The sequence below is a fragment of the Pseudomonas saponiphila genome, from assembly GCF_900105185.1.
In the GTDB taxonomy this organism is placed as follows: Bacteria; Pseudomonadota; Gammaproteobacteria; order Pseudomonadales; family Pseudomonadaceae; genus Aquipseudomonas; species Aquipseudomonas saponiphila.
On the sequence record NZ_FNTJ01000001.1, the window covers coordinates 2,892,258 to 2,906,726 of the forward strand.

Genomic DNA, 14,469 nt, shown 5'->3' on the forward strand with positions numbered 1-14,469 from the left:
CTGTGGCGACTGCCCGGGTGCACTTCACGCCCGCAGGCTCATCCAGGTCGCGATCAGCAACAGCCCTGGCGGTTGTGCCAGGGCCTGGGCCGCTATCAGAACTGATAGGTAAAGGCGGTTTGAATACCGGTCGTGTCGTTGCCGCCAGGCTCCTGTGTCCAGAACACACCGGCATGCACGGTGCTGTTCTGGTTCAAGGCATAGCTTGCCCCGGTGCCTGCGGCAAACCGGGTGTAGTGCTGTTTATCGGCTTGGTAGGTGTAGCGTCCCAGGTCGTCCATGCGGGCTTGAAAGGCATCCTGGTCTTTGTGCAGGTCCTGGATCAGGCCCAGGTTGGCATTGAGCTCCAGCTGTTTGGTCAGGCGCTTGGCGGTCCGTACGCCGGCGTTCAGGCTGGTCACCGAGCGCTGCATTTTGGCGTAGCTGGCCGCCATTACGGCGCCGCTGTGCTCGCTATAGCCTTGGCGGCTGACTTGAGTCTGGCTGAGGCCGATGTACGGCGTCACGTTCAGGCTATCGAGGCGCAGGCCATAGCCACCCTCGATGCTGAAGGCCTTGCCACGCAGGCTCGAACGCCCTTTACCGGCTTCGGTATAAGCCAGTTGCTCACGGCGGATATCGACCTTGGACGACAGATAGGCCGCCGCCAGACGCCCCTGCCAACCCAGGCCCTGGCCCGATTCGTCCACGGCAACGAACATCGCCACTGCCGGGGCGTTGGAGCCTGCATTGGTGTAGTTGTCCGGCAATTGCTGATCGAGGTTCTGCTCCAGGGTGATGCCTACACGCAGGTGTTCGTCAGGACGGGCGCCCAGGGTCAGGCTCGTGGAGGTCTGGCGAGTCTCGCGGTTTGTGCTGTAGCTGGGGCCAACCCCGATACAGAACGAGCCGCTGTCGATCTGGCACTCCTGGCTCATCAACCGATCCAGTTGCGCACTGCGCAGGTCCAGGACTCCCCATGCCTGATTGGCGCTTTTGGCCATCGCGGTCCGGGTATTGTCCAGATCAAGCAGGTGAGTGCCGGTTTCCGTGATTTTCCACAGTGCGGCGTGTAGGGCGCCATTCGCCGTTAGGCTCAGGCCGACGGCAATATTGCCGTCGGCGGACACGCCAGTCGCTGCCGACTGTTGGCCGCCCAACGTGCCCAAATCGATCATGCCGCCTGCATCGGTGTGTCTGAAGGCGTGGCTATCGCCTTCTGCAGTGATGGCAAACCCGACGACCACGCGGCCGTCGGCGGACGCCGCGTAAGCACTGGAGTCGCCGCCCCAGGAACCGAGCCCGACCATGCCGTTCGCGTCAGTGTGTTTAAACGCTTGAGTCGCGCCGGTGATGGTTTCTGAACTGCCCACCACCACCAAACCGTTGGCGGATACTCCCAAGGCTCCGGAGGTTGTTCCGCCGAGCGTGCCCAGGTCGGTCATGCCGTTGGCATCGGTGTGCTTGAACGCGTGTTGTACGTTCGAACCGGTATCGGTGTCCGCCAGCCCCACGACTACGCTACCGTCGCCGGACACCGCCGTTGCAAGGGCGTCGCCACTGTTGTCTGCCTTCAAGGTCCCCAGATCGATCATGCCGGTCGCCTCCGTGTGCCTGAAGGCACGAGTCCGCCCTTGGAGATTCAAGGAGTCGCCAACCACCACGGCGCCGTCAGCGGATACGCCATTGGCGCTGGATGACGCGCCGCCCAATGTGCCTAGATCGATCATGCCGGTCGCGTCGGAGTGCTTGAAGGCATGAATCGAGTCTGGGGTAGCTGATTTTCCCACGACCACACTGCCGTCGGCGGATATGGCATAGGCAAAGGAATCGTCTCCACCCAAGGTCCCCAGATCGACCATGCCAGTGGCATCGCTGTATTTGAATGCGCGATCCTGGCTTGTGTGTGATGTTGTGTTTATCGCGATTACACGACCGTCAGCGGATATGCCGAAGACCATAGAGTCCTCGTTACTCGAAGAACCTAAATCAATACCGTCGATTGTAGTGAGTGCATGGGACTGCGCTGAATAAGCAACGCTGTATAGCAGGGCGATTGCTGTTATTACGGATGGGTATTTCAACGTTTTAACCTTTTGGCGAAGCAGAAAGCACAACAGCCCGTAGAAGTTACAGGCTGCTTTTGGGGGGCGGCTGATTGCTGTGGGCTCTATGGAAGGGGCGTGCGGGTGCTCTATTACAAGTGTTCTGGTCTTTTGCGCATGGCGAGGTCGGCGAATTTCAGGCGTTCAGCAGAGGGGAGTTACTTTAAAGCGAGGAACTAACGTCAAGTGGTTAGTTGGCTAAGTCCTGGGCTGTAAAAGCCGGCCATTTTATTTTTAGTGCGAGAGAGGGTCTTTAAGATAAATCTGAAATTGATCTTGAAGTGATGGGGCGATTTATTGGCGAGCTAGATCAGTGCAACTGATTTTAGTTGGTCAGTACTGGAGGCCGTTCGCATTGGATCAACTGCGGTTATCCAGCCTCGCACTCGCCATATGGCATTGCGGACGAGGCCGTCGCGATTCTCACGGACGATCCCGCGCAGCGGCCAGGATCGGCTTCACGTTGTCTTGTACCGGTTCAGCTGAACAGTCCGGCGGCGATATTGATGGAGAAACCCAGGATCGCGGTATTGAACAGAAAACCGATCAGCGACTGGGCCAGGACGATCCGCCGCAGCTCGCGAGTGGCCACGCCGACGTCCGAGGTCTGCACCGCGACGCCGATGGTGAAGGAAAAATACAGAAAGTCCCAATAGTCCGGATCGGTCAGGCCCTCGGCGAAGCGCAGTGCCGGCTCCTTGCCGCTCCAGGTGTAATACAGGCGCGCATAGTGCACGCTGAAAATCACCCCCACCAACAGCCAGGAGCCGATCACCGTGATACCGGTAAAGGCGTAGTGCAGCAGGCGCCGGGTAGTGTCCAGGTCCTTGCTGCCCACCAGTTCCAGGGTAATGGTCACCAGACTGGCGATGGCGGCGATGCAGATGATCAGCAGCACCAGCCCGGCGTTTTCATCTTCGGTTTCAGCGATGCGTTTGACCTGATCGGCCCGTGCTCGCACGGTGAGCCAGAACATCAGCGCTAGGTAAGACCAGACGGCGGCGTTCCAGCCGATGAGGACCTTGCTGGTCAGGTTTTCGGCAGGGGCCAGAAAGCCCACGGCGCAGCCGATCAGCACACCGATGGTCAGACGGGGGTGGGTGCGTATGACGATGGACATGATTGCTCGCAGCTTGGGGAAGAGGGGAGAACAGTAGCATCTTGGCGGACGCCTTCGCTGGCAAGCCAGCTCCTACCGAGGGCGGCGGTGTTTCCACGGTCTGGCCCCCCCCCCCCCACATTTCCCGTAAGAGCCGGCTTGCCGGCGAAGAGGCCCGCGAGGCATGCAGCGCTTGGACGGACGCTTTCGCTGGCAAGCCAGCTCCCACCGAGGGCGGCGGTGTTTCCACGGTCCGGCCCCCCACATTTCCCGTAGGAGCCGGCTTGCCGGCGAAGAGGCCCGTCAGGCATGCAGCGCTTGGACGGACGCTTTCGCTGGCAAGCCAGCTCCCACCGAGGGCGGCGGTGTTTCCACGGTCTGGCCCTCCACATTTCCCGTAGGAGCCGGCTTGCCGGCGAAGAGGCCCGTGAGGCATGCAGCGCTTGGGCGGACGCCTTCGCTGGCAAGCCAGCTCCTACCGAGGGGGGCGGTGTTTCCACGGTCCGGCCCCCCACATTTCCCGTAGGAGCCGGCTTGCCGGCGAAGAGGCCCGTCAGGCATGCAGTGCTTGGGCGGACGCCTTCGCTGGCAAGCCAGCTCCTACGGAGGGGCATGCCTCGCCGTCCACCCTCGCGCACTTTTGTCGAGGCTTGTTCGAAGTTGTAACAACCCCCGCGCAATAACCCCCAAAGCCCAGGTTTTTACCTAATAAAAACAAAGGGATATCTCAAGGATTCGACCAATAGGAGCTCTAGGCCCCGGCAATTGCCGCCTTGTTGAACACTCGTTTAGTATCACCCTCAAGTCACCCCCTCACGCCAACCACAATAATTCGAGGACGCCCATGACCCCTTCATCGTCGCTGCTCAACCGGATCGAAGCCGGTGTCGCCTGGATCACCCTCAACCGCCCGGCGCAACGCAACGCCCTGGACATCCCGACCCTCAAAGCACTGCACAGCCTGCTGGAAACCTATAACAGCAACCCCAACGTCCGGGCCGTGGTGCTGACGGGTAGCGGCCGCAGTTTCTGCGCCGGGGCCGATCTGGCGGAGTGGGCCGAAGCCGAAGCCCGCGGCGCCCTGGAAAGCTACGGCTGGACCGAAACCGCCCACGCCCTGATGTCCCGCCTGCACAGCCTGGACAAACCCACCATCGCTGCCATCAACGGCACCGCGGTGGGTGCGGGCATGGACCTGAGCCTGTGCTGCGACCTGCGGGTGGCGGCGCAGTCGGCGCGGTTCAAGGCCGGCTACACCAGCATGGCCTACTCGCCGGATGCCGGCGCCAGCTGGCACCTGCCGCGCTTGATCGGCAGCGAACAGGCCAAGCGCCTGCTGTTTCTCGATGAGTTGTGGAGCGCCGACCGGGCCCTGGCCGCCGGCTTGGTGGGCGAGGTCTGTGCCGATGAGCAGTTGATCGCCTGCGTCAGTGAGCTGGCGGCGCGCCTGGCGGCGGGCCCGACCTTCGCCTTTGCCCAGACCAAGAAGCTGATACGCCAGGGCGCCGAGCGCAGCTTGCCGCAGCAGTTGGCGGCCGAGCTGGCCGCCGGTCTGTTGTGCGGGCGCAGTGCCGACGGCGCCGAAGCCTTGCACGCCGCCACGGAAAAACGCCCGCCACGTTTCCAGGGGTTGTAGGAGCGGCAGGGCGGCATTGCGTTTGCCTGCGCAAGGGCCCCTGGGTCGTGCGCCCATTTTGCAGGAGCCGGCTTGCCGGCGAAGGCGCCCGCAAGAACAGCGCCTTATTCAAGGGCCTCTTCGCCAGCAAGCTGGCTCCTACGGGAAGGTTTTTTCGGCAGGCCGTCCTGCCCGATCACTGGTTTTTTGCACCGTCACTCACTCACAGGTAGCGCCATGAATTTCCAACTCAGCCAAGAACAAGAAATGCTGGTGGACGCGGTTCGCAGTTTTGTCAGCAAGGAGTTGCTGCCCCACGAAGAGGCGGTGGACCGCGCCGATGAGGTCAGCGCCGACCTCGCCGGAGAAATCCGCAGCAAGGCCATCGCCGCCGGTTTCTATGCCTTCAACATGCCGGAGGAGGTGGGCGGCGGCGGCCTGGACTACCTGTCCCAGGCGCTGATCGAGCGCGAGCTGGCCAAGTGTTCCTGGGCCCTGCATGTGTTCGTTGCGCGGCCGTCGAAGATCCTCATGGCCTGCACCGGCTCACAGATCGGCGACTACCTGCTGCCTTGCGTGCAAGGGCGCAAGGTCGATTGCTTCGCCCTGACCGAGCCCGGCGCCGGTTCCGATGCCAATGCGATCAAGACCCGCGCGGTGCGCGAGGGCGGCGACTTCGTGCTCAACGGCAGCAAGCACTTCATCAGCCACGCCGGGCATGCGGATTTCGCCATCGTGTTCGCGGTCACCGGCACCTATGAGCACAACGGCCGCCAGCGCAACGCGGTGACCGCGTTCCTGGTGGACCGCGACACCCCGGGCCTGACCATCCGCCGTGGCCCCAAGTGCGTGAGCAACCGTGGCTACCACACCTTCGAGATGTTCTTCGACGACTGCCGGGTGCCCGCCAACAAGGTGCTGGGGGAGGTGGGCAAGGGCTGGGACGTGGCCAACGCCTGGCTCACCGCAGGGCGGGTGATGGTCGCGGCCAACTGCGTGGGGCAGGCCCAGCGCGCCCTGGATGCCTCCTTGCAATGGGCGGCGGACCGCAAGCAGTTCGGCCAGGCCATCGGCAGTTACCAAGGGGTTTCGTTCAAGCTGGCGGACATGGCCACGCAGATCCGCGCCGCCGAGCTGTTGACCCTGCACACCGCCTGGAAGATGGACCAGGGCAGCATGACCGACGGCGAGGCCGGCATGGCCAAGCTGTTTGCCAGCGAGGTGCTGGGCCGGGTGGCCGACGAGGCGGTGCAGATCTACGGTGGCATGGGCCTGATGGATGAGGGGCCGGTGGAGCGCATCTGGCGCAACGCGCGGATCGAGCGGATCTGGGAGGGCACCTCGGAGATCCAGCGCCACATCATTTCCCGTGAACTGCTGCGGCCGCTGATGCGCTGAACGCCCTGGAGAACTGCCGTCATGTCCCAGACTCTTCGTGACAATCTCAAGCGCCTGCTGGCCCCGCGGCATCTGGCCTTCGTCGGCGGGCGCAGCATGGCCCGGGCCCTCAGGCGCTGCGCCGAAGGCGGGTTTGCCGGGCCCATGTGGCTGGTCAACCCGCAGCATGCCGAGCTCGATGGCGTGCCCTGCGTGGCCAGCATCGAACAGCTGACTTGCGGCCCGGATGCGGTGTTCGTCGCCACCAACCGCGAGCTGACCCTGAGCTGCGTCGCGGCGTTGGCGGCCAAGGGCGCCGGCGGAGCCATCTGCTACGCCTCGGGCTTTGCCGAAACCGGCGCCCAGGGCCAGGCCCTGCAGCAGCAATTGCTGCAGGCGGCCGGCAGCATGGCGCTGCTCGGCCCCAACTGTTACGGCCTGCTGGACTACCTGCACAGCGCCGCGCTGTGGCCGGTGGCCCATGGCGGTAAAGCGGTGCCGAGCGGGGTAGCGGTGCTGACCCAGAGCGGCAACTTTGCCTACAACCTGTCCATGAGCGACCGCTCGCTGCCGGTGGCCTACATGGCCTCGGTGGGCAATCAGGCGCAGCTGGGCATTGCCGAATTGATGGACGTGCTGCTGGACGAACCCCGGGTCACGGCCATCGGCTTGCATCTGGAAGGCTTGAAGAATGTGCCGGGCTTTGCCCGAGCGGCGTACAAGGCCCTGGAGAAGGGCATTCCGATCATCGCCCTGAAGACCGGGGTGTCGCAGATCGGTGCCGAGCTGGCCTTGAGTCACACCAGTTCGCTGTCGGGATCGGACGCGCTGTACGACGCGCTGTTCCAGCGCCTGGGGGTGATCCGGGTCAGCGGTCCGGTGAGCTTTGTCGAAACCTTGAAGGCCGCGTCCTGCGGCCAGCTGCCGGAAGGTCCGCGACTGATGGCCCTGGCCTGTTCCGGGGGCGACGCCGGGCTGATCGCTGACTACGCCGAGCGCAACGGCCTGCAGTTGCCCAAGCTGGATGCCGAGCAATGCGCCGAGTTGGCCGAGGTGCTGCCGGGCTACGCCAACCTGGTCAACCCGCTGGATTTCACCACCGCCATCTGGGGCGATGCCCAGGCCCTGCAAACCATGCTCGACAGCGCCCTGCGCACCCAGGCCGACAGCGCCATGCTGGTGCTGGACTACCCGGCCGAGTTCACCGGCGAGCGCAAGGAATGCGACCTGCTGCTGGAGCTGTTCTGCGCCGCGCTGCAACGCCACGGCCAGCGCGGCTTCGTCACTTCGGCCTTTCCCGAACTGCTGCCCGCCAGCGCCCGCGAGCGTCTGCATGCCCAGGGCATTCCCGCTTTGCAGGGGGTGGAGGATGGCCTGGCGGCCTGGGGCCGGATCGTCGCCTATCAGCAGCGGCGTCAGGCGCTGCTGGCCCTGGGCGAGGCGGCCCTGGTGCCGCTGTGCCCGCAGGCCTTGCATGGCGCCGGCGTGCTGCTGGACGAGTGGCAGTCCAAGCAGGCCCTGCGCGGCTTCGGCCTGAGTATTCCCGACGGCGTGCTGAGCAGCCCCGAGCAGGCCCTGAGCGCGGCGGCCGCTGTTGGTTATCCGCTGGTGCTCAAGGCGGTCAGCGCACAGTTGCCGCATAAGACCGAGGCCGGGGCGGTGGCCCTGAACCTCAAGGACCCTGAAGCCCTGAGCGCGGCCCTGCGCCTGATGCGCACGCGGGTGGCCGAGCATGCACCCGATGTGGCCTTTGATCGGGTGTTGCTGGAGCCCATGGCCGCGCCGCCCCTGGCGGAGCTGATTGTCGGCATCAAGCGCGAGAACGACTTCGGCCTGGCCCTGGTGATAGGCGCCGGCGGGGTGCTGGTGGAACTGCTCAAGGACAGCCGCAGCCTGCTGCTGCCCACCACCGAAGGGGCGATCCGCCAGGCCTTGCTGAGCCTGCGCAGCGCCGCCTTGCTGCAGGGTTTTCGCGGGCGCCCGGCGGCCGATCTTGGCGCGCTGGTGGCGGCCATCGGCGCGGTGGCGAACTATGCCTGCGAACACGCCGGGCAATTGCTGGAACTGGATGTGAACCCATTGTTGGTCGGTGCCCAGGGCACCGTCGCGGTCGATGCGTTGATTCGCCTTGGCCAGGCTTGAGGAGAGAGACATGCACGATCAGACCTTGACCGGTGGCCAGGCCCTGGTGCGCCTGCTGGCCGGCTACGGCGTCGACACAGTGTTCGGCATTCCCGGGGTGCACACCCTGGAGCTGTATCGCGGCCTGCCGGGCAGCGGCATCCGCCATGTGCTGACCCGGCATGAACAGGGCGCGGGCTTCATGGCCGACGGTTACGCCCGGGTCAGCGGCAAGCCCGGGGTGTGCTTCGTCATCAGCGGCCCGGGGGTGACCAACGTCGCCACGCCGATTGGCCAGGCCTACGCCGACTCGATTCCGCTGCTGGTGATTTCCAGCGTCAACCACAGCGCCAGCCTGGGCAAGGGCTGGGGCTCGCTGCACGAAACCCAGGACCAGCGCGCCATCACCGCGCCGATCACCGCGTTCTCGGCCCTGGCCCTGAGCCCGGAAGACCTGCCGGAGCTGCTGGCCCGGGCCTTTGCCGTGTTCGACAGCGAGCGCCCGCGCCCGGTGCACATCAGCGTGCCCCTGGATGTGCTGGCGGCGAAAGTCGCCCGCGACTGGACCGGCGAGGTGCGCCGGCGCCCGGCTCGTGGCCCGGCCGCCGCGGCAGATATCCAGCAGGCGGCCGACACACTGCGCCGCGCCAAGCGGCCGATGATCATCGCCGGTGGTGGCGCGCTGCACGCGGCCGAGCAGTTGCGAGCCTTGAGCACGCGCCTGGGCGCGGTGTTCTTCAGCAGCGTGGCGGGCAAGGGGCTGCTGCCGGAGGAGGCGCCGCTCAATGCCGGATCGACCTTGTGCGTGGAGCCCGGCTGGCAGTTGATCAGTCAGGCCGACGTGGTGCTGGCGGTGGGCACCGAGATGGCCGACACCGACTATTGGCGTGAGCGCCTGCCGCTGAACGGCGAGCTGCTGCGCCTGGATATCGACTCACGCAAGTTCAATGACTTCTACCCGTGTGCGGTGGCTTTGCACGGCGATGCCCGCGCCACCCTGGACGTCTTGCTCCAGGCCTTGCCATCCACACCGGCCGAAGCGGGGGCGGCGATTCACGCGGTGGCCGATCTGCGCCAGGCGGTGCAGAACGGGCAGGGGCCCTTGCAGCAGATTCATCGCTCGATCCTGCAACGGATTGCCGCCGAGCTGCCGGAACACGGCTTTATCGCCAGCGACATGACCCAGCTGGCCTACAGCGGCAACTACCTGTACCCGAGCCGCGCTACTCGCAGCTGGCTGCACCCCACCGGCTACGGCACCCTGGGCTACGGTTTGCCGGCGGGCATCGGCGCCAAGCTCGGTGCTCCCGAGCGTCCGGGGCTGGTGCTGGTGGGCGATGGCGGTTTTCTCTACACCGTGCAGGAGTTGGCCACGGCGCTGGAGGAGCTGGACAGCCCGCTGGTGGTGCTGCTGTGGAACAACGACGCCCTGGGGCAGATCCGCGACGACATGCTCGATTTGAACATCGAGCCCATCGGCGTGCTGCCGCGCAACCCGGATTTTGCCGCCCTGGCCCGGGCCTTCGGTTGCAGCGTCAGCCAACCCGCCAGCCTCGACGAGTTGCAACAGGCGCTGCGCGAAGGCTTTGCCCGCAAGGGCGTGAGCCTGATCGAACTCAAGCACGCCTGCGCGCGCTGACCATCCCTTTTTGCCTGGAGCCTGAGCATGCGCTTTTCTCAACTGACCCAACGTATTGCCGGAGACGGCGCCGCCGCCTGGGACATTCACTACCGGGCCCTGGCCAAGCGCGAGCGCGGCGAGCAGGTCTGGTTGCTGTCGGTGGGCGACCCGGATTTCGACACCCCCCAGCCCATCGTCCAGGCGGCCATCGACAGCCTGCAGGCCGGCCACACCCATTACGCCGACGTGCGCGGCAAGCGCGCCCTGCGCGAGGCCATCGCCCGGCGCCATGAGCAGCGCAGCGGGCAAGTGGTGGCGGCCGAGCAGGTGGTGGTGCTGGCCGGTGCCCAGTGCGCCCTGTACAGCGTGGCCCAATGCCTTCTGGACCCGGGTGACGAGGTGATAGTGGCCGAGCCGATGTACGTCACCTATGAAGCGGTGTTCGGCGCCTGCAACGCCCAGGTGGTGCCGCTGCCGGTGCGGGCCGAGGACGGCTTTCGGGTGCAGCCCGAGGCGGTGGCCGCGCGCATCACCGGCAAGACGCGGGCCCTGGTGCTCAACAGCCCGCACAACCCCACCGGCGCCAGCATCCCCCGGGCGACCTGGGAGGCCCTGGCGGCGCTGTGCATCGAACATGACCTGTGGCTGATCTGCGACGAGGTCTACAGCGAACTGCTATTCGAGGGCGAGCACGTCAGCCCGGCCAGCCTGCCGGGCATGGCCGAACGCACCGCGACCCTCAACAGCCTGTCCAAGTCCCACGCCATGACCGGCTGGCGCCTGGGCTGGGTGGTGGCGCCGACGGCCCTGGCCGCGCACCTGGAAAACCTCGCCCTGTGCATGCTCTACGGCTCGCCGGAATTCATCCAGGACGCCGCCATCGTGGCCCTGGAGCAACCCTTGCCGCAGCTGCGGGACATGGCCGAAGCCTACCGCCAGCGCCGGGATCTGGTCTGCGACTGCCTGGCCGATTGCCCCGGCGCCCGGCCCCTGAAACCCGATGGCGGCATGTTCGTCATGGTCGACATTCGCGCCACCGGACTCAGCGCCCAGGCCTTCAGCGAGCGCCTGCTGGACGAGCAGGGCGTCTCGGTGCTGGCCGGCGAAGCCTTCGGCCCCAGCGCCGCCGGGCATATCCGCCTGGGGCTGGTGCTGCAGCCCGAGGACCTGCGCGAAGCCTGCCGCCGTATTGCCCTGTGCGCCGCCCACTGCCTGAGCCGCCGCGGCGCCCCCGTCACCTTGCCTACCGCCTGAGGAATGTCCATGAAGGTACTGATCGTCCACGCCCACCCCGAGCCGCAATCCTTTACCGCCGCCTTGCGCGACCAGGCCCGCAGCACCCTGGAGGCCCAGGGGCATCAGGTGCAGGTCAGCGACCTGTACGCCATGCACTGGAACCCGGTGGCCAGCGCCGCCGACTTTGGCGCCCGGGATAATCCGGATTACCTGGTGTACGCCCTGGAGCAGCGCCTGGGGGTGAAGAACGCTAGCATCGCTGCCGACATCCAGGGCGAGTTGGACAAGCTGCTGTGGGCCGACCTGCTGATCCTGAATTTCCCGGTGTTCTGGTTCTCGGTGCCGGCCATGCTCAAGGGCTGGATCGACCGGGTGCTGGTGTCGGGGGTGTGTTATGGCGGCAAGCGTTTCTATGACCAGGGCGGGCTGGCGGGCAAGAAAGCCCTGGTGACCCTGACCCTAGGCGGGCGCGAACACATGTTTGGCGAAGGCGCGATCCACGGGCCGCTGGAGGACATGCTGCGCCCGCTGCTGCGGGGCACTTTGGCTTATGTTGGCTGCGACGTACTGGAGCCGTTCGTGGCCTGGCACGTGCCGTACATCAGCCAGGAAGCCCGAGAAGCATTCCTGCACAGCTACCGGCAGCGCCTGGAGCACCTTGCAGATGAGCAACCGCTGCGGTTCCCGCGCCTGGATCAATTCGACGAAGCCCTGCATCCCCTCCCGGCCAGAACTCCCGCCCCACGCCTTGCGTAGGAGCCGGCTTGCCGGCGAACAGGCCTGCAAGCCTTGCATCGCCTGGGCGGATGCCTTCGCTGGCAAGCTGTTGTGGCTCAATATTCCTGGACCACTCTGTAGGAGTTTCAACCTAAGGAAGCATCATGGGATTTCGGGTTGTTAGCGCTGAAGAAAAGGCTGAAGCCATTCGCTTGGTCGTGGAAATGAATTACTCGGTGCCTAAGGCATGTGAGCAAACCGGGGTTGGACCTACAGCCCTGCGACGCTGGGTCGCCAGATGGCGCAAGGAGCATGAAGGAGCCTTGCTGCCCACACGCCCTCAGGACCAGGAACTGATTGATTCACTGCAGGCCAGACTCGCCTTGCTGGAAGCCGAGAATAGCGTCCTAAAAAAGCAATTGCCCTCTCATCTGAAGGTGCTGTTCAGCCGAATCAAATGATCGAGGGTTTGAAAGGACAGCTCTCCATTCGGCACTGCTGCCGACTTCTGGGCGTGCCTCGCAGCAGCTATTACGCCAAGCCCGTGGCCCGGTCTGAACCTGGGGTCGAGCGGCGACTGGAAAAGACCATTCGGCAGCTGCACCGGGAGCATCGAGGTGCCCTGGGCGCCCGGGGATTTGCCAGGGAACTCAAAAAACAGGGCGTAGCGGTTGGGCGCCATCGTATGGGCCGTCTGATGAAAAACCTTGGGCTGGTCAGGCGACGAGCCCGTTACGCTCACTATCGTCGGACCGGAAAGCCCAGCAATACCGCAGCCAATGTCCTTGATCGTCGCTTTAATCCTGCATCACCCAATACGTTTTGGGCCGGAGACATCACTTACATTCGCGTCGGTGGAAGCTGGCTGTACCTGGCAATCGTGATGGATTTGTTTTCACGTCGGATCGTCGGCTGGGCCTTTTCCAGGACCGCCGATGCCGAGCTGTCGCTCAAGGCGTTGCGGCTGGCTGTTGGCATACGTCGGCCTGGTTCAGCGCTGGTATTCCACTCGGACCAGGGCTGCCAATACACAGCGGATCGCTTTGTCGAATACCTGGCTGAAAAGCAGATCGTGCAGAGCATGAGTCGACGCGCAAACTGCTGGGACCACGCGGTGGTGGAGCGTTATTTCCGGACACTGAAACACGATTGGTCGCCTGAAAATGGCTACCAGAATCATTTTGAGGCGCAGAAGGATGTGATGGATTTCATTGCCCATTACAACCATCGGCGTTGCCACAGTGCCTCGAACGATCTGCCGCCCGCTGCTTTTGAAAGGCTGGCGGCCTAATGCTCCTACAGAGTGGTCCAAAAAAGCTGGACCACTACAAGCCAGCTCCTACGGTGTCCAGATTTACCGTGTTCCTGTGTAGGAGCCGGCTTGCCGGCGAAGAGGCCTGCAAGCCTTGCATCGCCTGGGCCGACGTCTTCGCTGGCAAGCCAGTTCCTACGGTGGCCAGATTTACCGTGTTCCTGCGTAGGAGCCGGCTTGCCGGCGAACAGGCCTGCAGGCCTTGCATCGCCTGGGCCGACGCCTTCGCTGGCAAGCCAGCTCCTACGGTGGCCAGATTTACCGTGTTCCTGCGTAGGAGCCGGCTTGCCGGCGAAGAGGCCCGCAAGCCTTGCATCGCCTGGGCCGACGCCTTCGCTGGCAAGCCAGCTCCTACGGTGACCAGATTTGCCGTGTTCCTGCGTAGGAGCCGGCTTGCCGGCGAAGAGGCCTGCAGGCCTTGCATCGCCTGGGTCGACGCCTTCGCTGGCGAGCCAGCTCCTACGGAGGGAAGGGATGGGGTATTGGGAACGTCAGGCCTCAGAATCTCAGAGTCGCGCCGGTGGTCAGCCAGCGGTCGCGGGCTTCGGTCAGGTGCTGGCCAAGGATCAGGTCCAGGTCCAGATGTTGGCCCAGGTGCAGGCGCGGGCCAGCCTGCCAGCCTTGTTCGCCGCCGCGCTGGCCATAGCGCTCGGCGATCAGGGTCAGGCTCGGTATCAGGTCGTATTCGACTCCGCTGCCCCAGGTCCAGCGGTGGTTCTGTTCGCCATTGTCATAGGCATGGGTCCAGCCGGCGTTAAGGTTCAGGCGCAAGCGGTCGCTGGCGCTGAAGGTCAGGGGCAGGGCGAGGTCGCCGCCGTCGAAGCTGTGGTTGCGCTTCAGGGCCCAGTGGGCGGAGCCGGCCAGGGCCAGTTGCAGGCCCAGGTCTTCGCGGTCCAGCAGGGCGATCTTGAGCTGGGGGCTGACCTGGGTTTCGCCCTGGCCTTCAGCCTGTTGGCGCTGCACCGCGGCCCCCAGTTGCACCCAGGGCAGTTGGCTGAAGGTGCAGGCCGGGGCGATCACGCTGTTGTGGCTGGAGCCCTGGTGCCGGGTGCTCTGGTACCAGGCATCGACGTTGCATTCCCCGGGGGCGTTGATGGCGCCGTCATCCACCACGTAGGCGCCGCCGGCGGCCTGGGCCTTGGAGCACAGGGCCAGGGTCGCGGTGGCCCCGGCAGTGAGGGCCAGGAACAGCAGGTTGCGTTTGAGCATGCGGCTTTTTGCGGCAGGCAGGGTGTGGCCCCAGGAGGCGGAACGCGAGGAGCGATGTGGACGGTGCTTGGACATGGC

Annotated in this window: 11 protein-coding genes; 8 read left to right on the forward strand and 3 right to left on the reverse strand. The window is 65.0% G+C overall.

Features of this window, described 5'->3' with window-relative positions; translation table 11 throughout:
• Positions 1 to 95: 95 nt before the first annotated feature.
• The gene (locus tag BLV47_RS13575) at positions 96 to 1,940 is read right to left on the reverse strand and encodes an autotransporter outer membrane beta-barrel domain-containing protein (RefSeq protein WP_092314316.1); all 1,845 of its coding nucleotides are present in this window, start codon (positions 1,938 to 1,940) and stop codon (positions 96 to 98) included.
• Positions 1,941 to 2,562: 622 nt separating this feature from the next.
• Positions 2,563 to 3,204, reverse strand: coding sequence for a DUF1345 domain-containing protein (locus tag BLV47_RS13580; RefSeq protein ID WP_092314318.1), 642 nt, complete (start codon positions 3,202 to 3,204; stop codon positions 2,563 to 2,565).
• Between the two features lie 823 nt (positions 3,205 to 4,027).
• On the opposite strand from BLV47_RS13580, the gene BLV47_RS13585 reads away from it, so the two are divergent.
• The 8 genes from BLV47_RS13585 (at position 4,028) to BLV47_RS13620 (ending at position 13,161) form a co-directional block, all read left to right on the forward strand.
• On the forward strand, positions 4,028 to 4,819 hold the full coding sequence (locus tag BLV47_RS13585; RefSeq protein WP_092314320.1) for an enoyl-CoA hydratase/isomerase family protein: 792 nt from the start codon (positions 4,028 to 4,030) through the stop codon (positions 4,817 to 4,819).
• Between the two features lie 216 nt (positions 4,820 to 5,035).
• Positions 5,036 to 6,196, forward strand: a complete 1,161-nt coding sequence (locus BLV47_RS13590) for an acyl-CoA dehydrogenase family protein (protein ID WP_092314322.1) — start codon at positions 5,036 to 5,038, stop codon at positions 6,194 to 6,196.
• Between the two features lie 21 nt (positions 6,197 to 6,217).
• Positions 6,218 to 8,317, forward strand: coding sequence for an acetate--CoA ligase family protein (locus BLV47_RS13595; RefSeq protein WP_092314324.1), 2,100 nt, complete (start codon positions 6,218 to 6,220; stop codon positions 8,315 to 8,317).
• Positions 8,318 to 8,327: 10 nt separating this feature from the next.
• Positions 8,328 to 9,935, forward strand: a complete 1,608-nt coding sequence (locus BLV47_RS13600; protein ID WP_092314326.1) for a 5-guanidino-2-oxopentanoate decarboxylase — start codon at positions 8,328 to 8,330, stop codon at positions 9,933 to 9,935.
• Between the two features lie 27 nt (positions 9,936 to 9,962).
• Positions 9,963 to 11,171, forward strand: a complete 1,209-nt coding sequence (locus BLV47_RS13605) for a pyridoxal phosphate-dependent aminotransferase (RefSeq protein ID WP_092314328.1) — start codon at positions 9,963 to 9,965, stop codon at positions 11,169 to 11,171.
• Between the two features lie 9 nt (positions 11,172 to 11,180).
• Positions 11,181 to 11,909: an NAD(P)H-dependent oxidoreductase gene (locus BLV47_RS13610; RefSeq protein ID WP_092314330.1), complete on the forward strand. Its 729-nt coding sequence runs from the start codon at positions 11,181 to 11,183 to the stop codon at positions 11,907 to 11,909.
• A 125-nt stretch (positions 11,910 to 12,034) separates the two neighbouring features.
• Positions 12,035 to 12,331, forward strand: a complete 297-nt coding sequence (locus tag BLV47_RS13615) for a transposase (protein WP_092308884.1) — start codon at positions 12,035 to 12,037, stop codon at positions 12,329 to 12,331.
• Positions 12,328 to 13,161 (forward strand): IS3 family transposase, encoded by an 834-nt coding sequence (locus BLV47_RS13620; protein WP_092314332.1) that lies wholly within the window; start codon positions 12,328 to 12,330, stop codon positions 13,159 to 13,161. The genes BLV47_RS13615 and BLV47_RS13620 overlap by 4 nt, the downstream gene beginning before the upstream one ends.
• A 519-nt stretch (positions 13,162 to 13,680) precedes the next feature.
• Here the strand turns inward: BLV47_RS13620 and BLV47_RS13625 are convergent.
• Complete coding sequence (locus tag BLV47_RS13625) at positions 13,681 to 14,466, reverse strand: hypothetical protein (RefSeq protein ID WP_092314334.1); 786 nt, start codon at positions 14,464 to 14,466, stop codon at positions 13,681 to 13,683.
• Positions 14,467 to 14,469: the final 3 nt, after the last annotated feature.